Origin of the sequence: Pectobacterium parmentieri (assembly GCF_001742145.1) — a bacterium.
Classification (GTDB): Bacteria; Pseudomonadota; Gammaproteobacteria; order Enterobacterales; family Enterobacteriaceae; genus Pectobacterium; species Pectobacterium parmentieri.
The window spans coordinates 4,360,845-4,381,751 of sequence record NZ_CP015749.1 but is presented as its reverse complement, the minus strand read 5'-3'; the positions used below and the strand labels follow the sequence as shown (position 1 = coordinate 4,381,751).

The 20,907-nt window shown below is 47.7% G+C and carries 22 protein-coding genes; 16 read left to right on the top strand and 6 right to left on the bottom strand.

Features of this window, described 5'->3' with window-relative positions; translation table 11 throughout:
* The first annotated feature begins 251 nt into the window (after nucleotides 1–251).
* The 5 genes from A8F97_RS19875 to A8F97_RS19855 all read left to right on the top strand — a co-directional run bounded on the left by A8F97_RS19875 (nucleotide 252) and on the right by A8F97_RS19855 (nucleotide 3,405).
* Entirely contained in the window at nucleotides 252–695 is a 444-nt protein-coding gene (locus A8F97_RS19875; protein ID WP_015731461.1) for an SMI1/KNR4 family protein, read from the top strand.
* Nucleotides 696–1,014: 319 nt separating this feature from the next.
* Nucleotides 1,015–1,320 (top strand): hypothetical protein, encoded by a 306-nt coding sequence (locus A8F97_RS19870; RefSeq protein ID WP_033072495.1) that lies wholly within the window; start codon nucleotides 1,015–1,017, stop codon nucleotides 1,318–1,320.
* Nucleotides 1,321–1,482: 162 nt separating this feature from the next.
* On the top strand, nucleotides 1,483–1,971 hold the full coding sequence (locus tag A8F97_RS19865) for a contact-dependent growth inhibition system immunity protein (RefSeq protein ID WP_033072494.1): 489 nt from the start codon (nucleotides 1,483–1,485) through the stop codon (nucleotides 1,969–1,971).
* Nucleotides 1,972–2,236: 265 nt separating this feature from the next.
* Nucleotides 2,237–2,893, top strand: coding sequence for a hypothetical protein (locus A8F97_RS19860; RefSeq protein WP_069704191.1), 657 nt, complete (start codon nucleotides 2,237–2,239; stop codon nucleotides 2,891–2,893).
* Nucleotides 2,894–2,955: 62 nt separating this feature from the next.
* Nucleotides 2,956–3,405 carry a DUF4304 domain-containing protein gene (locus A8F97_RS19855; protein ID WP_227001564.1) on the top strand — a complete coding sequence of 150 codons (450 nt, stop codon included), beginning with the start codon at nucleotides 2,956–2,958 and terminating at the stop codon, nucleotides 3,403–3,405.
* Between the two features lie 459 nt (nucleotides 3,406–3,864).
* Here A8F97_RS19855 and A8F97_RS19850 read toward each other — a convergent pair whose 3' ends face one another.
* Nucleotides 3,865–4,341 (bottom strand): hypothetical protein, encoded by a 477-nt coding sequence (locus tag A8F97_RS19850; RefSeq protein ID WP_014701900.1) that lies wholly within the window; start codon nucleotides 4,339–4,341, stop codon nucleotides 3,865–3,867.
* A 356-nt stretch (nucleotides 4,342–4,697) separates the two neighbouring features.
* Here A8F97_RS19850 and A8F97_RS25270 point away from each other — a divergent pair, with 356 nt between their 5' ends.
* Together A8F97_RS25270 and A8F97_RS19845 are read left to right on the top strand one after the other, a co-directional pair.
* The gene (locus tag A8F97_RS25270) at nucleotides 4,698–4,787 is read left to right on the top strand and encodes a hypothetical protein (protein ID WP_121313432.1); all 90 of its coding nucleotides are present in this window, start codon (nucleotides 4,698–4,700) and stop codon (nucleotides 4,785–4,787) included.
* A 144-nt stretch (nucleotides 4,788–4,931) separates the two neighbouring features.
* Nucleotides 4,932–5,408 (top strand): hypothetical protein, encoded by a 477-nt coding sequence (locus A8F97_RS19845; protein WP_033072492.1) that lies wholly within the window; start codon nucleotides 4,932–4,934, stop codon nucleotides 5,406–5,408.
* A gap of 75 nt (nucleotides 5,409–5,483) precedes the next feature.
* Here A8F97_RS19845 and A8F97_RS23605 read toward each other — a convergent pair whose 3' ends face one another.
* Complete coding sequence (locus A8F97_RS23605; protein ID WP_102990945.1) at nucleotides 5,484–5,573, bottom strand: SymE family type I addiction module toxin; 90 nt, start codon at nucleotides 5,571–5,573, stop codon at nucleotides 5,484–5,486.
* Between the two features lie 219 nt (nucleotides 5,574–5,792).
* On the opposite strand from A8F97_RS23605, the gene A8F97_RS19840 reads away from it, so the two are divergent.
* Nucleotides 5,793–6,722, top strand: coding sequence for a LysR family transcriptional regulator (locus A8F97_RS19840; protein ID WP_014701902.1), 930 nt, complete (start codon nucleotides 5,793–5,795; stop codon nucleotides 6,720–6,722).
* Here the strand turns inward: A8F97_RS19840 and A8F97_RS19835 are convergent.
* The 4 genes from A8F97_RS19835 to A8F97_RS19820 form a co-directional block, all read right to left on the bottom strand.
* A complete protein-coding gene (locus A8F97_RS19835) occupies nucleotides 6,709–7,401 on the bottom strand; it encodes a DUF6250 domain-containing protein (RefSeq protein WP_025919693.1) in 693 nt (230 codons plus the stop codon). The genes A8F97_RS19840 and A8F97_RS19835 overlap by 14 nt on opposite strands.
* A 35-nt stretch (nucleotides 7,402–7,436) precedes the next feature.
* Nucleotides 7,437–10,208 (bottom strand): exo-rhamnogalacturonan lyase family protein, encoded by a 2,772-nt coding sequence (locus A8F97_RS19830; RefSeq protein ID WP_033072491.1) that lies wholly within the window; start codon nucleotides 10,206–10,208, stop codon nucleotides 7,437–7,439.
* Between the two features lie 4 nt (nucleotides 10,209–10,212).
* On the bottom strand, nucleotides 10,213–12,483 hold the full coding sequence (locus tag A8F97_RS19825) for a TonB-dependent receptor (RefSeq protein ID WP_033072490.1): 2,271 nt from the start codon (nucleotides 12,481–12,483) through the stop codon (nucleotides 10,213–10,215).
* Nucleotides 12,484–12,566: 83 nt separating this feature from the next.
* Nucleotides 12,567–13,574 (bottom strand): ABC transporter substrate-binding protein, encoded by a 1,008-nt coding sequence (locus A8F97_RS19820; RefSeq protein ID WP_033072489.1) that lies wholly within the window; start codon nucleotides 13,572–13,574, stop codon nucleotides 12,567–12,569.
* Between the two features lie 441 nt (nucleotides 13,575–14,015).
* Here A8F97_RS19820 and A8F97_RS19815 point away from each other — a divergent pair, with 441 nt between their 5' ends.
* From A8F97_RS19815 to A8F97_RS19780, 8 genes are all read left to right on the top strand, one after another.
* Nucleotides 14,016–14,882, top strand: a complete 867-nt coding sequence (locus A8F97_RS19815) for an energy transducer TonB (RefSeq protein ID WP_033072488.1) — start codon at nucleotides 14,016–14,018, stop codon at nucleotides 14,880–14,882.
* A 10-nt stretch (nucleotides 14,883–14,892) separates the two neighbouring features.
* Complete coding sequence (locus A8F97_RS19810) at nucleotides 14,893–15,609, top strand: MotA/TolQ/ExbB proton channel family protein (protein WP_033072487.1); 717 nt, start codon at nucleotides 14,893–14,895, stop codon at nucleotides 15,607–15,609.
* A 1-nt stretch (nucleotide 15,610) separates the two neighbouring features.
* Nucleotides 15,611–16,012, top strand: coding sequence for an ExbD/TolR family protein (locus tag A8F97_RS19805; protein WP_025919698.1), 402 nt, complete (start codon nucleotides 15,611–15,613; stop codon nucleotides 16,010–16,012).
* A gap of 21 nt (nucleotides 16,013–16,033) precedes the next feature.
* Nucleotides 16,034–17,644: an ABC transporter permease gene (locus tag A8F97_RS19800; protein ID WP_014701910.1), complete on the top strand. Its 1,611-nt coding sequence runs from the start codon at nucleotides 16,034–16,036 to the stop codon at nucleotides 17,642–17,644.
* A 17-nt stretch (nucleotides 17,645–17,661) separates the two neighbouring features.
* Complete coding sequence (locus tag A8F97_RS19795) at nucleotides 17,662–18,405, top strand: ABC transporter ATP-binding protein (RefSeq protein ID WP_015731473.1); 744 nt, start codon at nucleotides 17,662–17,664, stop codon at nucleotides 18,403–18,405.
* Nucleotides 18,406–19,130: 725 nt separating this feature from the next.
* On the top strand, nucleotides 19,131–19,721 hold the full coding sequence (locus tag A8F97_RS19790) for a hypothetical protein (protein WP_033072486.1): 591 nt from the start codon (nucleotides 19,131–19,133) through the stop codon (nucleotides 19,719–19,721).
* A 156-nt stretch (nucleotides 19,722–19,877) separates the two neighbouring features.
* The gene (locus A8F97_RS19785; RefSeq protein WP_014701913.1) at nucleotides 19,878–20,207 is read left to right on the top strand and encodes a hypothetical protein; all 330 of its coding nucleotides are present in this window, start codon (nucleotides 19,878–19,880) and stop codon (nucleotides 20,205–20,207) included.
* A 114-nt stretch (nucleotides 20,208–20,321) separates the two neighbouring features.
* Complete coding sequence (locus A8F97_RS19780; RefSeq protein ID WP_014701914.1) at nucleotides 20,322–20,651, top strand: hypothetical protein; 330 nt, start codon at nucleotides 20,322–20,324, stop codon at nucleotides 20,649–20,651.
* Nucleotides 20,652–20,907 lie beyond the last annotated feature (256 nt).

Sequence of the window (20,907 nt, the reverse complement as noted above, 5' to 3'; positions counted from 1 at the left end):
TGAAGATAAAGTACACTGGTGATTATTAGGAAGATTTTAAAGCTGTAAATCAGGCTGAGTTTGGGTAGAATTCGACCTCTAGCTTAAATGGGAGTAATAATGTTTATCACCATTTAGATGATTACCAGGGATGGGAATAACGCAGTTAGTAAGAACCGATGCATACAATGGAATTCCCCATATTGGTGATGTAAGTCAGCGCCAACTTTTTACAGGGAAAATATACTTTTAAAACATGGCGAAGGTTAAACATGGCCGAACTAATCTCTCCTCAAAAAAAATTAACACCCCAAGAAATGAGCGATTTTGAATCTATTTTCTCGGTTTCCATTCCTGATTCATTTAAAGATCATTACCTTAAAATCAATGGTGGATTCGTTTCTGAATCGGATGTTGAAGCTGAATTATGGGGGTTACCTGTAAATGGATTTAATCCTATTAAACATGGAAAATTAACTATTGAAAGGCTAATTGAAGACATCCATGAAATAAAACCTAATAATGGGCAGAATGGTGTCTGGGGGTATAAGCAGTTTGTACCTTTTTCCTATGACCTTGGTGGTAATATAATATTTATTTCATTAAAATATGATGATTGGGGTGAAGTTCATTTATATGCCCCAGATGGAGGAAATATTATTAACATTGATTCTTCTTTTACATCTTTCTTGAGACGGCTTTATAAAATGGATTAATATTATTTAAGATTATTGTTAATAAAACCCGGGAACGATCTCACGATCATTTCGGTTTTTTATTCTTAGCTGTTGGTACTATTACGCCAGCACGCTTCCCAACTGTGCTCGCCATCTCAGCCCACAGGCATCAGACATTACTACTGATCCCTCATCAACTTCTGATGTAAGTAAATGGGACTCACCGTATGTAACAGAAATGAGGTCTGGGATAAAAATTAGAGTGGATTTCTACCCTCCAATGCATCCGACACTTTCAGAGAAATATCAACAACGTATCCAACCAATGTTCCACCTACCCCAAAAACTATAATGTGATATGAAAATTAATGATGAGATGACATTTTATATCGAAGTAAAGAGCTCAATTTCAAAACTGATTGATACTTATGGAAAATATCTTGACGAGAAAACTATTAACTCTGTCAATCATTTCTTAGCGCACGGTGAATATGAAATGGCGTATGAAGGAATGTTTATAGATCTCATGCTTATAGGTTTCAACCCTGATAATATCGATATCCCACATTATATAAGAATTGGAACTCTTCTTGGTTTAAATAAAGAAAGTACGTTTGATTTTTATTTTTGGAATAAGTTAAATTCTTATTTGAATTTGTCTTGAGATCCCCTGCGCATTATCGACACCAAAAACCAAAGAAGGGTTACCCGCTTATTGGGCAGCACGATGGAATTATAGAAAGTGGTCCTATGAAAGGAACGGTGCTTCCTCCTAAAAAATTATAAAAATGGATCCGCCAACTATCGGTTGTTTATAGGAAATGATATGAAAATATATGATGCTATTATTTATGAATACAATGATAAATATTTTATTATTCAGCGTTCAAGACAATCTAAAAATATAGTCGATAGTCCCAGTGAGAATGCCGCATTAGCCGCAGCATTGCCAAAAAACGTGGATATCACTACGTTAGGAAAAGAAGCGCTGGCTGCGATAGATAATTATGATGTAGTTGATCCTGCGTATAAACCATGGGAACTTAAAGAGTTACGAAAACAGCTTTGTAGTTGGGTAGGTGCAAGGTCGTATACCGGGTTAATAAAAAACTGCCGGATCGTCCTCCTTTATAAAGATTTTGATGAGGAAAAAATAAAAATTATTCCTTTTGATAATCATAATATCAAAGCCTGGGAAAGTATGATGAACAATGATATTATCGTTATTCCTATTGATGAAAGTATCAATGATATAGGTTCAGCAATAAATACATCCTTCTCGATATCGACATATCACCCTGAAAGAAAAAAATAAATAATAATTGGAAGCGATCGTAATAATATTTCCGTATTTTTATTTCCACAACCGGTATGAGGAGAAGGCACTGCATGGTAACGCTAATAATTAGCAGAAAGTCCAGCATGATTATGAGATTATCGAAGTAGGCAGAAAGAAGTATAATGTCAGTTTTTTTCATCAGGAAGCGGTGATCCCGGATCTAGGAAAAAACATTGGATTGGGGATTTAAAAATTCAGATAAGAATATAAATACGTTAGACCTAAGGAGACATCATAGAGCATGATATTGAAGAATATTTATATTTCCCCTGAATTAGAAGATTATGGAAAGGAAATAGTATATCCTTTTAAGGAACAGAGTAGGTCTATATGTAATTTTCTTGAAAGAAAAATAAAGGATTTAAAATACAGTTCCAAAGGATTTAGAACCGTTTGCTTTGTGGGTAAAAGACACCCATCTAAATATTTTTTTGTTAATTCATCAAATGTTCTTAATGTTGATATTTATATCGACGAGAGTAGATATAAAAGCACAACCATTTATTGTTTAAATAGTTATTTTATTGAAATCATCAAATCAGGGTTGGATAAATGTGGAGATATATTGCCAATTGCTGAAATAACTTCTGCTCTTAATGAATTTGAGAACAGCGGATATGTAAATGAATGGGTGCATAAAAAGAGGTTTTTTAAAAATCAGAATATAACGTGTTCTCTTGTTTGTAATCATTCAATTAAGGATTTTCGGCTTTCATTAAAAATCACGCGTGCGGATGATGTCATTTTTAATGAGGTTATATTAATTACTCCACCTGATGAATTAGCATATCATTATAAATTTAAAGATATTATTATAGATAATGATGAGGTGATAGTGACAACAAAATTACATAGCGAACCAGATAACGTATTGTTTAGATTTAAATTAAAACCATAGCGGCAGATGGACTGGCGCATTAGCTGCTTATAATCCATAAACCTTAACTAGTGATGCAAATCATGGACGAAAAGAGTGTAGTTTCAAAAATTAATTCTGTTTTTAAATGTAATGGTTTTATTAAAAAACGAAATTCTTGGCGAAAGAGCGAGAAGGATGTTGCAATAATAATTGCATTGCAAAAATCTAGATATAGTAATAACTTTACCTTTGAAGTTGGAATTTGCGTTGATCAATCAAGAGATGTTGCTAAGTTAACGCACTATACATGTGGAATTTCCTTTAGGTTCAATAAAATACCGGGTTTTGATACAATTAATATAGATAGTGCTCTTGATTTAGATTCTGATGATACGTTTTTTTTCTCGGACATGATCGTTTTCTTAGAAAAATATGGTGTTAATTTTATAGAACATTTTCTCGATTTATCATACCTTAAATTATTATATAATGATGGTTTCTTTAAGGATAAAATGATCGATAATATATCCGAGTTGATTTTATCTGAATGATATTAAGATAATATCCTGAATCCCCCATACTCCTTCCATTTTTTATTTTACATGTTAGTTATCCATTACAGATTAACCTTGACCTCAATAATAATCCAGCCCCACTCCATCGTGACAGCATGCCGGATTATTGGATTGATATTAAAAGCGATTTCGTTAAGTCTATTAGATAGAAAATCAATGATAATCCTAATAGTGTAGCAATTATATTTTCATCATTTTACGATTTTTGTGTTAATTTTAAGGTGACGCGAAAGTGAAATAGAGAATTTTATTGATTTAACATTATTATTTAATGCTCACTTTGACTAAAACATGCCGAAAAGATCACCCTATTCCTTCCGGCTACTTTATTTTTAGCCACCTTTATTATTATACCAGCGTCATTTCCCCATTATCATCCACCAACTCTCCTCATCACAGTCGTCCAGTCCAATCATCGGCACCGTAAAATAAAGGCTAGTCAATTAAATGTATGGTTAAATTATCAACCCAAACATCAAAATTGCTTCTTGACATAAAATAGAGAGTTTTCATCATTTCCTCCGGACTTATATCAATAATGCAATTGGATGTTTTACCCAATTCAGAAAAAATAGAAATGAATATACTAACGCCTCGCAATCCATTTAATTCCTTTAGTCTCAATATACTGTTCACAAAATCTATAATTCGTTCGGGGGGGTTATCGAAGTCGCTCCAATCCTCAATATCACCAACAAATTCTTTATCTTCAAATTCAATAAAAAACTCATCATTATTGGATCTAAAATACTCTTTCTTCACTTCTTTAATATTATGATCAATTAATACATTGAATCCCATATTTTCAATCAACTCTAATCCTTTGAGTTGATTCCTATCTGTATCGCTAAACTTGAAAGAAATAAGTTGAGAACAATCAAAGTTAAAATTTATTTTTGCATCGCTATTCATGGTTTATATTTCCGATTATAAATATGAACATATTACTGTTTAGTACTTTTATTGCCCGGAGAAGTTTACTCCGCCATTTTAAATTTTAGTGCCTTGCTATTGAAGTCATTGCCTTTTCTGGCGGCGATTTCGGCCTATTTAACAACTTAATACCCCACAACTTCCGACGCACACGTTTGTACCCAGACACGCTACCGTCATACTGTGACATCCCTGTCTGCCTGCACCACATCATAGCAGCGACTGGCACCGCTGCCAGTACTCGTTTGTTGCTGAACTGGGGTTTATCGTGACGCTTTGCCGTTCCGCAGTCTGCCAGTGGGACAGCAAAGCTGTTTGTCAGCAGAGAACAAGCGATGAACGCGATATTCAATTATATTGAGGTGTTTTATAATCAGCATCGCAAACATTCGACACTGGATTATCACCCCCTCGGTGGACTATGAAATCGCAGCGTAATTTTTCGGAAATAATTCCAGGGATAGATAAAACTCTCATAATAATATATTCTGACATGAGGGAAAGGTGGATGAAAGAGGGAGAGTCAATCATTTTTCATCCCACTAGCGGAAATTTAGGAAGGTGATCTTATGGATGTTTCATTTGCAATTTTACTGCCAAATAATATAGATATTAACGTTCTTAATTGGAAGGAGGTTTATATTGAATGGGGTGAAGAAAAATATTCTCAAGCCCCCCAACTATATAAATGGAATGATTTGGTTTTATTTGAATTTGATAAAAACATTCAATCTTATGAAATATTACTAGGTAAGCATGTTTGTTTGAATAGTTATTCAGCATATGTTTTGAAGGGGAGCGAAATTTCTGATTTCGAATGGTGCATCAACAAACACATAGATACAACTAATAATCCAATTCATTTATTATTTAATGATTTTTTAAGCCAAATAGATTATTGGGCAGCGTTAACTTTAGTTGATTGTGATAAATTTGATGAGGTGTATAGCATTGATAATAATACAGATGCGCTCTCGATTCTAAAAGAAAGTTTAGATTGGAGTAACCCCAAGGGAATCGCATTGATAAAAAATGATAAAAGCTAACGGAACCACACTAAAAATAGCCGGAAGCGATTACAACGATCCTTCTGCCTTTTTACTTTATGGTCTGGTTAGCCGCTACAGAGTAATCTCGGTCTCAATAATCAACCTGCCGCGTTCCACCGTGACGATCGCTGGCATCCCAGTCATAAAGCTCAACGCTTCCAGCCAGCGGCCTTTATGGTTGAGGGGCTGTGGCTATTTCTGTTGCTATGGTAGGCGGCAAAGCGTTGTGTACGGATGACAGTGTTGAAATGAGGTGTCATACGCTAGCCGCGCCCTTGTACATATAACTACTGAGCATATAAAAAACGGTTTTATTCTTTTTTCTGCACGACCAAACCTGTTAGCCTGAAAACTCCTTCCGTCCTGATTACACGCCTCGCTATGAATATCGATCTTCGCCAACTGCGTCACTTTATTGCCCTGATTGAGCATCGCAATTTTACGTCGGCGGCACAGGCGATGAAGCTGTCCCAATCTGCCTTTAGCCGCAGCATCCAGTCTCTGGAACAAACCATCGGCACCCGTCTGATCGATCGCATGAACCAGTTGGAGCCCACGCCGAAAGGACTGGTGGTGCTGGAACATGCACGTCGCCTGATTAATCAGACACACGATCTATTTAACGATATCCAGCAGTTCAATGAAAAAGAAGCGGGCGAAGTGAATTTTGGCTGCGGCCCGGCACCTGCCGCCTGGCTGATGCCGCAGGTGATTGGGGCGTTCTCCCGGCTGTATCCCAAGGTGCGGATGGTCTTTCGTGTTGATAACTGGCAGGCGCTGGGCCATCGACTCATGGCCGAAGAACTGGATTTCATTGTAGCGGATATGCGTAATTTTGAATTCGATACCCGCTATCGGGTACAGCCGCTGAGCCAGCATCGTTGGGGGTTTTGCTGCCGCAGCGGGCACCCGTTGGCGGTTCAGGAAGAGATTACCGTCGAGCAATTCTTTTCCTACCCGCTGGCAGCAACGATTCGTCCACCCAACCTGCACCGTGCGCTGGTGCAACTGAGCGGTAAGCTGGATATCCGCACCAATATTGAGTGTGAAAATGGCTACAGTCTGCTGGACGTGGTACGCCATTCGGATGCTATCGGGACGACGAATCATTTCAATGAGCCCGATCGGCACGGCATTCATATGTTGAAGATTGCAGGCTTAGACGACAACACCGACGAATTTTACACCCACTACGGCATCATTTATCTGGCGGACGCCCGTCTGTCTCTGCTGGTGCATAAACTGATCGACACTTTCGTACAGGTCGACGGCGACCTGCACGGCGTGCCAGTGTCGCTTACAGCGGGGTGATGCTGAACTCGCTGATTTCCTGACGTGAAAATACCGTCCGAAAGCCGAAATAACCCGGAGCAGGCGTGTTCGGGTAGCTGGCGCGGAAATAGAGCACGTCATCAACCCAGAAACGCGTTTCCCGCCGATCCACGTCAATCACGATGCGATAGCGATGGTTAGGACGCAGCAGATGCGCGGCATCAGTGTATTCGCCAAGTAGCAGGCGCTCGCCGTGACCATCGTAGTAACGAAAGCGCGTGGTGCTGTTCCAGTTCCCACCCATCCCGACATAGTACAGGTTCAGACTGTCATATTCGTTGAGCTTGCCGTGCCGGGCAAACAGCTTCGGATTATGCAGATCGCGGGCGGCCCAGAACTGGTTAAGGTCGGACACGCGGTCGTGTGGGCGATCCGCAACCAGAATTTCCCGTGTGAAGGCGATGCGATAGGTGCCTGAGAGCTGTGCATCCAGCCAGAGTGTTAGCCCAGCAGCGCTCTCCAACGTCAGACGCTCAGGCGTAGTCTGGATCGCTGTATGTTCAGGGTCTTCCCGCTCCACCTGCCAGCGTAGCGGCTGGCCGTTTGAATCAGTGGACCAGATAAGCGCTGCACGGTGGGGGGACTCGATAATGTCGTGCGTGCCGCCTGTCTGCGGCGACAGGAGGAGCGTGTTTTCAGTACAGCTAGGGTCAATCATGATGATGTCCTGTAACGTGCCGCCGAGTGGCGGCATTAAGAAGAAGCGGGAATGTCATCCAGCAAGGCCAGCAGGGCGATGGCGGCTAATCCCCATTGGGCGACGGCGTTGGTCGCCAGATTGGTTACCGCGGTACTGCCGGAATGTTTATCAATGGTGGAATTGATCACCGGTTCGTTGATGGGGTAAAGCACGTCAGGCGGTGTCAGGCGTCGCTGCGTGAGTGTTGGGTTAGCAATGCCGCCGCTGCCGGCGGTAAATTCTGCCCACGCCCGCTGCGCCAGCGCACGATCGTTCAACCGTCGTGCGGCAAACGCAGTCAGCCGGGCATGGCCTTGAGCCAGATTGAGCTTTTTCACCGTTTTACCTACGGCTGCGCTTAACGCGATCGGATCGTTATACAGCCGACAGTAGTCGAGCCACGCGTGCGTAAAAGCCGGATCGGGCAGCACCTCAACCAGCTCACTACAGATTTCTGTCAGACCAAAAACCGCGCTCAAATGCGAAATTTCTACCTGACCCGCAGGCGCGGGAAGGAATCTGCCGGTATCAGGGTCGATGGCTGCGCTACCAGTGAAAAAACCGTGTGGCTGAGCGGCCAGCGTTTGCATGCTGTTGAGCAAGCGTTCGCGCATCGCTGGATCGCCGTGGCGCTCCCAAGCGGTGAGCCAGGCAGCCGCCACGGCACCCCAGTCGGTGCCGAAACCCAGACTGATATGATTTGGGTTGTCGGGATACGTCTGGCCGATTTTGCGGCCGGGCAGCACCGCACTTAGCGTGCGCAGCGCCTCAACCTGTTCATCCATCAGTTCACCGATGCGTTCATCGGCGGTGAGGTAATAGAGAAAACGGCGATTAGCGACGGTAGAAATACGCAACTGTTTGGCGCTGTCGCCCCAGTGGCGGACATTGTGCCGGGACCCTAGCGGGCTAAAGCGCCCCAGATGATGCACGTCAACTTCACCGGTGTGGCGCGTCATGGCTTCTGCCATACGAAACACGTCGGCGCGTCCGCTGTGCAGGAAGTAATACCAGAGCCACAGATCGGTACTCAGCTCTGAGTTATCCCATGCGTAGCCGCCCACATCGTAGCGCCAGACGTGACGGTCGCTGTCATAGGTGTGCATGACATCGCCGAAATCCCAAAAGCCGTACCATTTTCGTTGCTCGACCTCCTGCTGGTAGGCGTCGAAATACGCCCCCAACTGCGCCTCCAGACGGGTTCGTGCAGGTGTTGCCGCGGAGGCCGGAGCCCACATCGATCCAAATGCCTGCGCACGATACAAATCCGGTGAGTTTGCCACCAGCAGCGGCGGTTGCTGCATACGCCGTGCTCGCGTCACCAGATTTTCCGCGTCGGGCGTTGCGGGCAGCACATCGATAAACAGCTCGCTGGTGCGTGCTACGCCGACCGCCGAGCCGAATCCCGGTTCGTAATCTTCATAGGTGATCGCCAGCCCTTCGCGCTGTTTGTCATGGGTATCCTGACCCAAGCCATCATGATAAAAGCGCATATCCATCGCTTCTGCCCACGGCGACCACAGCCACAGCGTGACGGTTGCCACGTCGGTGTGGGCATTGTCGATTTCCAGACAGGCGGGGTAGCTCTGCCAGAAATTGCGTAGGCCAAATGCCACGCCGCCTGTTGGCGTGCCCAGATAGCCGACGCCTGCTGCCCGTTCTCCCGTGGCGGAAAGCAGCCAACCCTGTCCAGTCGCGGTACGCTTATGGATCTGAAAACCGTCGGGATGGTGCTGGGTCAGGCGATAGCTGCCAAACGCGGGAATATAATCCAGCCGTTTGCCGACCTCCGGTGAGAAATTTGCTATCGGCGGCGTCGCTTGCCCCGCTAGCTGGGCAGCGATAACGGCCGCACCAGGATCGCGGCGTAATCCGCTCAGACCGCGTACCGCTTCACGAAAAAGCCCGCCCTGATCCGAGACGAAGCGTACATGACGATCGTGCAACTCTCCCCGTAACGGAACGTCGAACGCCAGCCCAAGTCCTTTCAGGCTGAGGAGATCGTTGTCGTTGTCATAGAGTAAGGTGTGCACCACGCGCAGCGAATCGGTATTCGCATAGCTATACAGCCGGATAATAAAGGGGATGTGCGCAACCCCCTGTGGTTCGGCGTGATGCGTGCCGCGTAGCGCAATCACCGTGCGCTGCGACCCGCTTTGCTCCACGGTAACCGTGTCGATCACCCCCTGATAGGCGTCCTGCGCCAGCGTACTGTCTGTCTCTGCTCCGCGCTGCATACGCAGCACCAACCTGCCGTTGGTTAACGCTAGCCGACCATCTCGCCATATTTCTTCGATCAGGCGAGAACCTGAACGTGGAATGACGCAGCGAATATGGCCGGTATCGATTGTCCAGCCGCGCGCGTGTTCGCTAACCATCTCTGAACCTGTCGGCACGTCCTTAACGGAAATCGGACGCAGCGTCAGGCCGTCTTTCGGCGCGGCATCGCCGCCCAGAGCATGTGCCGACCATTTAATCGAGCCGTCTGGCCAGCGGGCGAGTGGCCAGCTTTGCAGGCTATAGGCTTGCTGCTGCGCGTCGTACAACGCGAAATCGCTATCGCTGCGCACCGCCCCCTGCGGCCAGGGCACACCCCAGGTGACGCCCGTAAACGAACGGGGGATCTGCCCGTCCAGCCAGCGCAGGCTGGCCTGCGGCGCGGCTTCGCCAGTGCGGTTGGAAGCCGCTGCCAAAGGCGCAGCAGCAGAGGTCCAGAACGGTGCCGACAGCGCCAGCAGCGTGCTGTCACGTAGGAAGCGTCGGCGTGAATACGTCATCTGCTTCATGACATTACCCCTTGAAGTCGTACCCGACCGATATCCCGACCATGCGCGGTTCGCCAATCACGCCTGTCGTGGCGCTGGAGCCTCTGACGGAGCGGTAGTAGTTCTTATCCAACGCATTTTTCACCCACAGCGATACGTTCCAGCGGTTGTCACCTTGCTTGCCGCTCAGCCCGCTAGACAGGTTCAGGACGCCGTAGGCCGGAATACGGTTGCTCTCGGAATCATCGAGCGTACCGTAAGCCCAGCTCCGCCATGACCATTGCCCGGAAACCGAAGCTTGCAGATTGTTTGGCGTATCCCACTGATAACGCACGCGCGTGTTGTAGCTCAGCGTGGGGGATTTGAAGACGCGCTTTCCTGACATATCGCACGAGACGGCGGAAATTTCTGCCGGGCAGCGGGCGTTAGGGAAGTTCAGATAACTGGCATCCAGCAGCGTACCGGCCAGACTGATGCTCAGACCATCAAGCGGGCGTAGCGTTAGCTGAGATTCCCCGCCGCGTGAGCGGAATTTCCCGGCATTAATCAGGTAGCTGGTATCCGTTTCTTCGTCATAGGCGTTATTCTGGAAATCTTCGACGACGCTCCAGAACAGCGCGGTATTCCATTCCACTTTGCGCTGTAGCCAGTGGGTTTTAACCCCCAGCTCCGCCGAGCGAGTTTTCTCTGGATCGACGTACAACGAGTCAATCCCCAACTGCCTTGCTGCCCCGGATGACACGTTCAGGCCGCCGGATTTTTCCCCGTAGCCCAGCGTGAGGTAAGGAGTGACGTTGGGTGCCGCAAACCAGTTCAGGCTGACAGAGCCTGAAGGCAGGCGGTTGGTTTGCGAGAGTGGGCCAGAATCGAAGGTTGCGCGGTTCCTGCGGACAAACGTTCCCTCTTTTTTCTCGTAGGTGTGGCGCAGGCCGACGATGACGTCCAGCTTATCGGCAGCGTGCCAGGTTCCGCGACCATAGACGGAATAAACGGTGTCATCTAGCGTACCAAAGCGCTGCACGTTAATACCCTGATAGCCATTCCCTACCCACGTCCGCACGCGATTGTCGTTGTAGTAGCGACTGTTTACCTCGGTATCGAGGTTCTCTCCCCAGTAATCGACGCCGAGTGAGTAATCGACCTTATTGCCTTTGGGCGAATCCAGCCAAAAGCTTTGTGACCAGACGCGATCGCGTACATCGGCACCGCTGTCGTTATAGAGCGGAATGTTCCAGTTGTCCGCCGTACTGGGCAAGACGCGGAAATAGCGCAATGAGGAGAGGGAATTCAGGCTAAATCCACTCTTCAGTTTCCAGTTGGCCTCGACCGAGCCGCCGCCTTGCGCAACACGAATGACGTTCTCGTCATCCATGGCGACTTGACGACCGCCGACGACCTTAAGGCCCGTTTGTTCGGCGCGAGTGCGAAAAGCGTCGGTTGCGCTCACCAGAACCGAAACGGGGCGCTGAGTCGAATCGCTGTAGTCGCCGGTGATTCTGAGGCTAAAGCTTTCATTGGGTTGATACAGCAATTGGCCGCGCACGCCGTTATTGGTGCTGCCTCCGAGTTTATGGCCGTTTTCGATATTCGTGACATTTCCGCCGCGTTCAGTGCGTGACAGATTGATGCGCCCTGCCCAGTGGTCGCTGAGTGGCCCGGATGCCATCAGTTTGGATTGCAGATAGCCGCGTTGTCCGAACGATTGCTCTAGTGAATATTCGGGGGTGAAAGTCGGTTTGCGGGTGCGAATATCAATCGCGCCGCCGGTAGTATTAAAGCCATAGGCGGCACCCTGCGGGCCTTTGAGCACGCGGGTGCTGTCGATATCCAGCAAATCGTTAGAGATAACGCCGGGGCGGGACAAATAGACGCCATCGACAAACAGCCCCACGCTGCCCGGCATACCGATATTGGTGCCGCTCTCGCCACCATCGCCAATCCCACGGATGGTCACGGTCGTATCCATCACATCGACGGTATCGACATCCAGACCTGTCACTAGCTGTGACAGCTCCTCAAAGCGGTAGAGCCGCTCTTCTTCGAGCGTTTTGCCGTCGATTACCGATGCCAGCGTGGTCGGTGGCTGAATGGGTGCACGTTGGGCGTTCACTTTCACGCGTTTTAGTTGGACGGGGGCGGCGGTTGTCGCCTCGGTTTGAGGAACATTATCCGTTGCGATTTGCGGATCGGCTGCCTGCGTTGTGGCGGGGAGCGTTAAAACGCAGCTCATTAAAATGCCTGACGTTATTTTGTGCTGGTGTTTTTTTAAATACGGTTGGTGCTTTTTAAAATACATGGCGTCTTCCGAATGTCGTCAATAGGTGGCCGATTGCCGTGAATATCACGGCAATACGTGGTTATAATTTTGGGGGGGGTAAATTACTGTGTTGCTTTTAGATAAGAATCATCCAGCCATTTATCGACATCAAACGGTTGCCGAATAAGACGCGATTCATCGGCTAATGTGACGGCGCGTTTTAATTTTTCCACGAAAGCGGTATCCAATTCGGGTGAAAGTCGCTCAGTTAATGGCGGTAACGTATCCCACTCGACGCGTAATATATTTTCCGGGTAGCCTGACTGGGTCGCTAATAGCCGAATAAATTCATCTTTATTTTTATTGTCGCTAGCCCAGTTTGCTGCTTCTCGCTGAACTTTAACTAAGCGCCGCAGAATATCTTCGTTGCCTTTGGCAAATTTCTCATCCACCAACAGGAAGCCGCTGAGCTGACCCGCCCCGTTCAGGTCGCGGCTGGAGAGTGGAATATCTGCCAGCCCTTTGTCCCGTAATGAAAGCGTATTGCTACCGCCCCAGGTGGCGTCAATCTGTCCGGCTGCTAACGCCGCGCTGGCTGCCGCGAAATCGAGATTAATCAGTTTAACGTCAGACGGTTTCAGGCCTTGTGAATCAAGCGCGCTGACAAAGGAAAGTTCACCTGCCGTTCCACGAAAAATCCCGATGCGTTTGCCTTTCAGGTCGATAATTTTCTCAATACCGGAGCCTTTTGCCACGGCCAGATAGTGATTGATGCCGCGTGACGCTACGGCGATCACGCGGGTATCCAGGCCGCGCGACCGACCGATAATGCTGGCTAAATCGCCCAGATAGGCTACATCGACCTGATGGTTGCCAAACGCTTCATTAATGACGGGGCCAGCGCCTTTGATGAACGTCCAGCGTACGCTGATCCCATCTTTGCTAAACTCGCGCTCCAGCAGTTTTTGACTGTGGATGACATCGAGCAGGCCACCGCCGCTGGGTTTTGTACCCGCGCCAATGTCTGGCGCGGCAATCCGAATTTCAGTGATTGCGGAGGTGATGCCTGACCAGGCGATACCCATTGCCAATACGCTGGTCACTAACCATTTTCGTCCTGATGTCGTCATTATTTTTACCCGCCAGTAATGAAATCGATGAATAGAAATTGTGTTATTGCGCCTGTTTTGAACGGCGTCATATCGTTGCAGAACCACATTTAAAGGCTTGGCAATAAACTGACTAATACAAAAAAAGCATTATTATTTTTAATAAATAGCTAAATCAGTATTCATCGTCTATTTCACCGCTATGCAGCGGACGAAAAAAAACTATTCCAACTATGCATTAGCCTGGAAGCAATTTTTCCCTTTAGTCTGGGCGTCGATTATTAACGCTATCGTCTTATTAAATAAAGAATGAAATGAATATAGATATGCAGATACATACGTTGACTTTATTAAATAGTCGGGAAGAATTGATTACCCCAATCGCTATTCCAGGTGAAATAGTCATTGACGCCTGCAACGTAAAATAGGGCGATAAAGATATATTGTCAGGAGCAACCCATCATGACGGAATTACTCTATGCGGGAGCCGCACCGATATCCCGGCCCTATTCACCGGAGCCAACGCCGCATGCTAACACTCAGCAGGTGAACGGCACGGTGCAGCCGCGTTTACCGCAGCTCAATACGGCGATTTCATCCCGACCGGAACGCTGGCTAGCGGTAATAGCGACGTTGCTATTGCACGCAGCGGTGCTGGCGTTGTTCAACAGCGCGGCAACGCCACCGGCTACAGTGCCTGCCCGGCCACAGCCTGTCAGCGTTGAACTGGTTTCTATGGTGGCAGAGCCTGTGCAGCAAGAGGTCGTTTCGGTTGCCGAACCTGAGACACCGACGCCGCAGCCGCTGGAAGAGCCGACGATAACCGAGCCGCTGGTGGATGAACGTGCATTGCTACCCCCAGCCCCGGAAAAACCGGCCCCGGAGAAAAAACCTGAACCTGTACTGAAAAAGACACCGGTGAAAAAGAGCGCCCCTGCGCCTAAGCCAACGCAGCAGCTCCAGACGGAAACCGCATCGGCAGCGGCACCAATAACGCCTGCCCCGATAGCGCAAAAGACGGCGGTACAGCCCGTTGATGCGCCACTGACGCCGCCGCTGGCCAATGCTGATTACCTGCATAACCCTGCGCCGTCTTATCCCGATGTGGCGATTAGCCGCGGTTATGAAGGCACGGTGCTGCTAAATGTGCAGGTACGTGCTGACGGCAAGGTGCAAACCATTCGTATTCATCAATCAAGCGGCTACCCGTCGCTGGACGACGCTGCCAGAGACACGGTAGTGCGTTGGTCTTTTGTTCCAGCGCGGCGCGGCAATCAGCCTGTTAGCGGCTGGGTGGTGGTTCCTGTCGATTTTTCGCTGAACTCATGAGGTATTGGTTATGACACTCGGACACATTGAACTTTTTTCTGCTGAAGGCGCAGTGGTTCTGTTACTGCTGTTGTTTTCTCTCGTCACCTGGGGGCTGGGGCTGTTGAAGTTCACCCAATACCGGCTGGCACAGCGGCGCGATCGGCGTTTCCGTGCGGCTTTCTGGCAGCAGGATGACGTCAGCCAGACACCGGAAACCAGCGCGAAACAGCCTGGCTCACTGGCTAATTTGGCATTGGCTGCCGTTAAAGCGCCGGAGCGGATTAGCGGTCAGCTTGCTTTGAGTATCCATCTTCCCGATCGGGTCGAGCGCGCGCTGCAACAGCAGATTCAGCGCGAACGCCGCTCGCTGGAAAGCGGCCTGGCGGTGTTGGCGAGTATCGGCAGTACGTCGCCGTTTATCGGCCTGTTTGGCACCGTTTGGGGCATTATGGCGGCGTTGCAAGAGATCGGACTATCTGGTTCTGCCAGTCTCGACACTGTGGCGGGACCGATTGGTAACGCACTGATCGCCACCGGAATCGGGATTGCGGTCGCGGTTCCTGCGGTGCTGATCTACAACTACTTTTTACGCCGTCTCAAGCTGGCCGTCGCGGATATGGATGACTTTGCCCATGATGTTTACAGCGTGATGCAGGCGAATGATTTTCACGTCAGTACGTTTCAGGCCAGCACAGAGCCATCCTCTGCGGCTTTCTCCGTAAAGAATTTGAGAGAGGTGGTGTGAGATGGCCTTTACCTCGCGTAATGATGACGACGTCATGAGTGAAATGAATATCACACCACTCGTGGATGTCATGCTGGTATTGCTGGTGGTGTTTATCGTTACTGCGCCGATGCTGACCAATGCCATTCCTATTCAGCTACCGAAAACGGCGGCGGTAGCCCCGGCCGATCGCGCCGATCCGATCGTGATTAGTATTGATGCTGAACAGCGCGTCTTCATCAATAAAGAAAACCTGGCACGTGAGCAACTGGTGCCGCGTTTGCAGCAGGCGAAAGCGAGTAATACCGATTTGGTGGTGCAGGTACAAGCAGACAAAGAGGCCAATTATGGTGCCGTAGCGGCGCTGCTAGCCGATGTCGAGCAGGCGGGGATTACACGTTTATCTCTGCTGACGCAAAAATAACCTAGCCGGATACCGACGAGCATGATGCCCAAATACACACTGCGAATACGCTCCGCTTCTGATGCTTCATTGCCCGCGGTTGCGCTGTCAGCGGGATATCCTGCGCTGACCATATCGTTAATCGCATCGCTGATCGTGCCATTGCTGGTATTGGCCGGATGGTGGCTTGCCAGTCGGTACGGGTGGATGTCTGAGCAAATATTGCCTTCGCCGCTGGCGGTCATCGACAGTGCGCGGGATTTTGTTCCCGAAGAGCTGATTCACCAGTTGCCCATCAGCCTGATGCGGCTTGCGATTGGTTTTAGCGGCGGCATCGCGCTGGGTCTGGTACTTGGTAGTTTGTTCGGTCTGAATCGACGCCTGAATGCGCTATTTATGCCACTCTTCACCGTCATCGCACAGATTCCTACGCTGGCCTGGATACCGCTTTTGATGCTGTCATTAGGGATTGGTGAAGCGCTGAAACTGGTGGTGTTGGTAAAATCAGTGACGGTGCCAGTGACGCTTTACACCTGCGCCGGTATTCAACAGACGCCACAAAAGTTGCATGAAATGGCGCGTAGCCTGCGTTTACCGCCCATCGCCTTCCTGCGTTACCTGATTCTGCCCGCGATGTTGCCGTATGTCATGACGGGGGTACGGCTGGCGTTTTCCACCGGATGGGTGGCGCTGATTGCGGTTGAGTTGCTGGCATCCAGCGAAGGGCTGGGCTACCTGCTGGTACAAAGTCGCCAGTTGTTTATGTTGGATCTGGTGTTTGTCTGCATTTTGATCATCGGGATACTGGGATTTTCCGGGGAACGCGTGCTGCTGAAGCTGGAGCGTCGTTGGATCCACTGGCCTGCGCCGATACTGGGACGCGATAGCCTGAGCTCTGCGCTGTCGGGTTTGTCGCTGACGCCTTGGCTCGCGCCATTGGTTCTGGTTGCGCTGTGGCAGGTTAGCAGCACGCGCGAGTGGGTGAACGTGGCTTTTCTTCCTGCACCGAGTGATGTGATTGAGGCGCTGTGGTCGGGACTGGTTCAGGGGGGGCTGTTGGCCGACCTGAATGCCAGCCTGCTGCGTGCGCTACAGGGCTTTCTGCTGGGGAGCGGGATCGGTGCGCTGGTGGGGGCATTACTCGGCAACTGGCGCATCGCCGACAGGCTGTTTAATCCGGCGCTGTCTGCATTGCGCTGCGTGGCGCTATTCGCCTGGCTGCCGCTGATCACGGCCTGGTTCGGTTTAGGGGAGAGCGCCAAAATCGTATTTATCGCCGTAGCCGCGTTCTTTCCCGTCATGCTGGCAACCCGTCAGGGGATCGCCCAACTTCCCCCTGCGCTGTTGGAAGTGGCTCAGGTTTTGCGCCTTACGCCCATACAGACGTTGCGCACGCTGGTGCTTCCCAGCGTATTACCGCCACTTTTTTCCGGTTTACGGCTGGCGTTGATGCATGCGTGGACCGGAGCCATTGGCGCAGAGTATTTCATGCCGTCGGGAGAGGGGCTGGGCGGCATGATGATTCGCGCACAGCAGTTGCTTGAATCCGATCGCATCATGGCTGGTGTGGTGCTGATTGCGATCGTGGCCGCACTATTTTCCCGCTTGATTGCTTTATCTGAACGGCGGCTGACCCGCTGGCGCTTTGCGTGACCGTTAACGGAGAGTCTATGTCCCTGCATTTTCAGCACATTACCAAGCATTTTACCGTCAACGGCGCACCGCTGACGGTGTTACAGGACATCGATCTGTCGCTGCACGCGGGCGAACTGGTTGCGGTCATCGGAGCCAGCGGCTGCGGTAAATCGACGCTGCTGCGTTTGGCGGCTGGGATTGATACCACCGAACGTGGGCGCATTCTGATTGGCGATCGGTCTGTGCACGGTATTCCCGACGACGTTAGTCTGGTGTTTCAGGAACCGCGCCTGTTTCCGTGGCTCACCGTGACGGATAATATTCGCCTCGGCATGCTTAACCTCAACCTTGCCTCTGCGGACGCTACGCAGCGTATTACACACTATCTTCAGATGATGGGGCTGGAAGGCTTTGCTGACGCATGGCCGCATCAACTATCGGGCGGGATGGCGCAGCGTGTAGCGATTGCCCGTGGGCTGGTGTCGACGCCACGCATCCTCTTGCTGGATGAACCCTTCGGCGCGCTTGATGCACTGACCAAACAGCAGTTGCAGGAACGTCTGGCGGAGATTCGCCGACAAACGGATTTGACGATATTGCTGGTGACGCATGACGTGGAAGAAGCCGTTTTTCTAGCCGACAGGGTGGTGGTGATGTCACCCCGGCCAGGTCGGATTAGTGCGATTCTGCCGGTCAATCTGGCTTATCCCCGCGACCGAACCAGCACCGCGTTATTGGAACAACGGCAAGCGGTCAGTCAGGCGCTGCATCAAGCCTAACAGTCAGGGACATCCGTGAACATTGAGTTGTCCCAGACATCGCACGATCTAATAACGTCGTCATTAGTGACAATCACTGGCATGCCAGTAATAAAGCCGCTCTCTTCCCATCAGCGGCGTCTAAAATTGATAACAGAGTTGGGATTGGGCTTGCCATAGCAGCAAAACGATAATGCTGGCAACTATCGCCGCTGCTATGATACGGGGCAGGCAGACAAGGAAGTCATAGCGCGGCGGTAGCGTGCCCAGGGGAAAAAGGGGCGTCGGGTGTTCAGGTTACGGATGTACTAAACAGGCCAAAAACGCGTCCTAAAAAGGCCGAGTCTTCAATAGTTAATCATGATAAAAGGCGCGACTGTACTGGAATCACTCCTATGATCCGATAGGGCTATTGGGGGATAAAGCCACAGGCTTACGTTCACAATCCTCTGGGTTAATACCGAGCGATTGATAAGCCTATACCTGATTGGGACACGGTAGGATCTCGATATTGGGGAAATAAATATGCTTATCCTAAGGGCTCTGGAGGGTTTACCAACAAGAATTTAGATCTGATAAAAAGCGAAAACGCCCTCTTGATTCAAATAAAAAATCATATGAATGACACCATAATATTTCTCAGCGACATGAAGGTGATAATGTTAACAACTCAATTAATCTTAAGAAAGTAACTCGATAACAACATGCGGTTCTCAAACCGTATCGGCATTTATAAGAGAAATAAAATGAGTGAAATTGACATCATAAAAAATTATCTTGAAGGAAGTATTTCATCAGAAAATTTTAGAAATGAGATTTATTACAATAAAGATATTGAATTGATTTTATCTGAAGAAATAAACATACCTCCATATACCGCGTCTGGAAGCATATATACTTATCTTCTTGAAGCCGATTTATTATCACTACCTGGTGAAATAAATGCAAAAGATTTACTTTCACAGTTCCTTAAAATCAAGGGGGTTGATTTTAAATTCAATGAGGAACATGAAAAAATATACGATATTATGCTGAAAGTGAAGCCATCATGGATTAATATTAGCGGTGATTATCTAAAACATCTTATCGATAAATGCAAAGGAGTTCAAGGAAGGGAATTGGAAATATTATTGAAAAATGAAATACACTCGTCCTTCAAATTTATAAAGAAAAAACCAACATGGTTGCAATCTCCTGACTGGCCAATAAATAACAACAGTCCGTTGTTATTTATTGGCCAGATTGACATCTCTAATTTAAAAAATGATGTTTCATTTTTATATGTGTTTTTTGATAAAAAAAACAGAGAATATATAAACATTGAACAGTCAATGTAATTAAAACATCCAAAAACAATCCTTCCGGATATTTTGTTTTCAGCAACAACTACAATTATGCCAGCAACAGGACGTGTTACCGAACCAATCGTCACTGTCTATTCTCATCCTAAGAGTGCTAACGGTAGTACCTATAAGCCTAAATTAAGGTGAGCTATGTTTTATGAAAAATTAAATGAAGTAACGTTGATTGTTGATTCAGGGATTTATTTTGAAATAAGGGACTTTTTCCTTTCACAAGACGCTATCTCTGTATGTGAAATAAACATCATTGAAGATAGATATAATGTTTTATTGAAGGGAGTGGCTGATAGAAAATTTTATAACAACATGTTTTTTTCATTTGTTAATTTCATTCAATATTCGTACCTAACCTGTTATATAAACAATGTCATTGATGATGACATTGTTTATGAATTAATTACCGCCAATGAAAAAATGAAGGGATTTTATTGCAAGATAATAGTTGAGTCCAATTACTCATAAATAGATTATTTTTATCTTTTACTATATCAACATTCCCTCTTGAATAGAAATCGTAGTAATTTAACCCTCAGAATATTAGTGGGATAAACCTCCTATATTGAAGGAGAATGTGTTATGAGCGCAATGCCAAACAACGCCATTATTGTTATTGATATTTCAAACGATGTGTTGGAACTTAAAGTATTTGGGGATAATTTAAAAGAAAAAGTAAAATCACTTGGTTTTAACTATTCCAAAGAATTTATGGTAAAGAAGGTTGTGGATGAAAAAGAAAAAATAATCATCATAAATGAATTGGTCAAGATGGATGCTTTATTTTCATTCGGATATGGTTGGTATCCTTCAGAGGTTATGGCTTATTATAAGTGTAATGGTGTTTATTCTGGCAAATACAAAGTTATATCTTGGACAAGCCCCTCAGAATATAACATAAGAGAGGAATAAAAATCCATGCCAGAGAATGTAATACTTAAAGGGATCTTATGATCCTTTTGGTTACTTATTTTATAACCTGGTTGCTAAGGATTAATTATGGTTCCAGTAATAACTCGATCTCTTTCCACCGTGGCGAACACCAATATGCTGGTAATAGTACCGACTCTTCGAGCCTACGGCCATTAAGATTGAGCACGACGCTATAGATCCGCACTACCAAGTGGAAAAATAAATAATGCTAAATCACCTAAAATTTATAAACAGA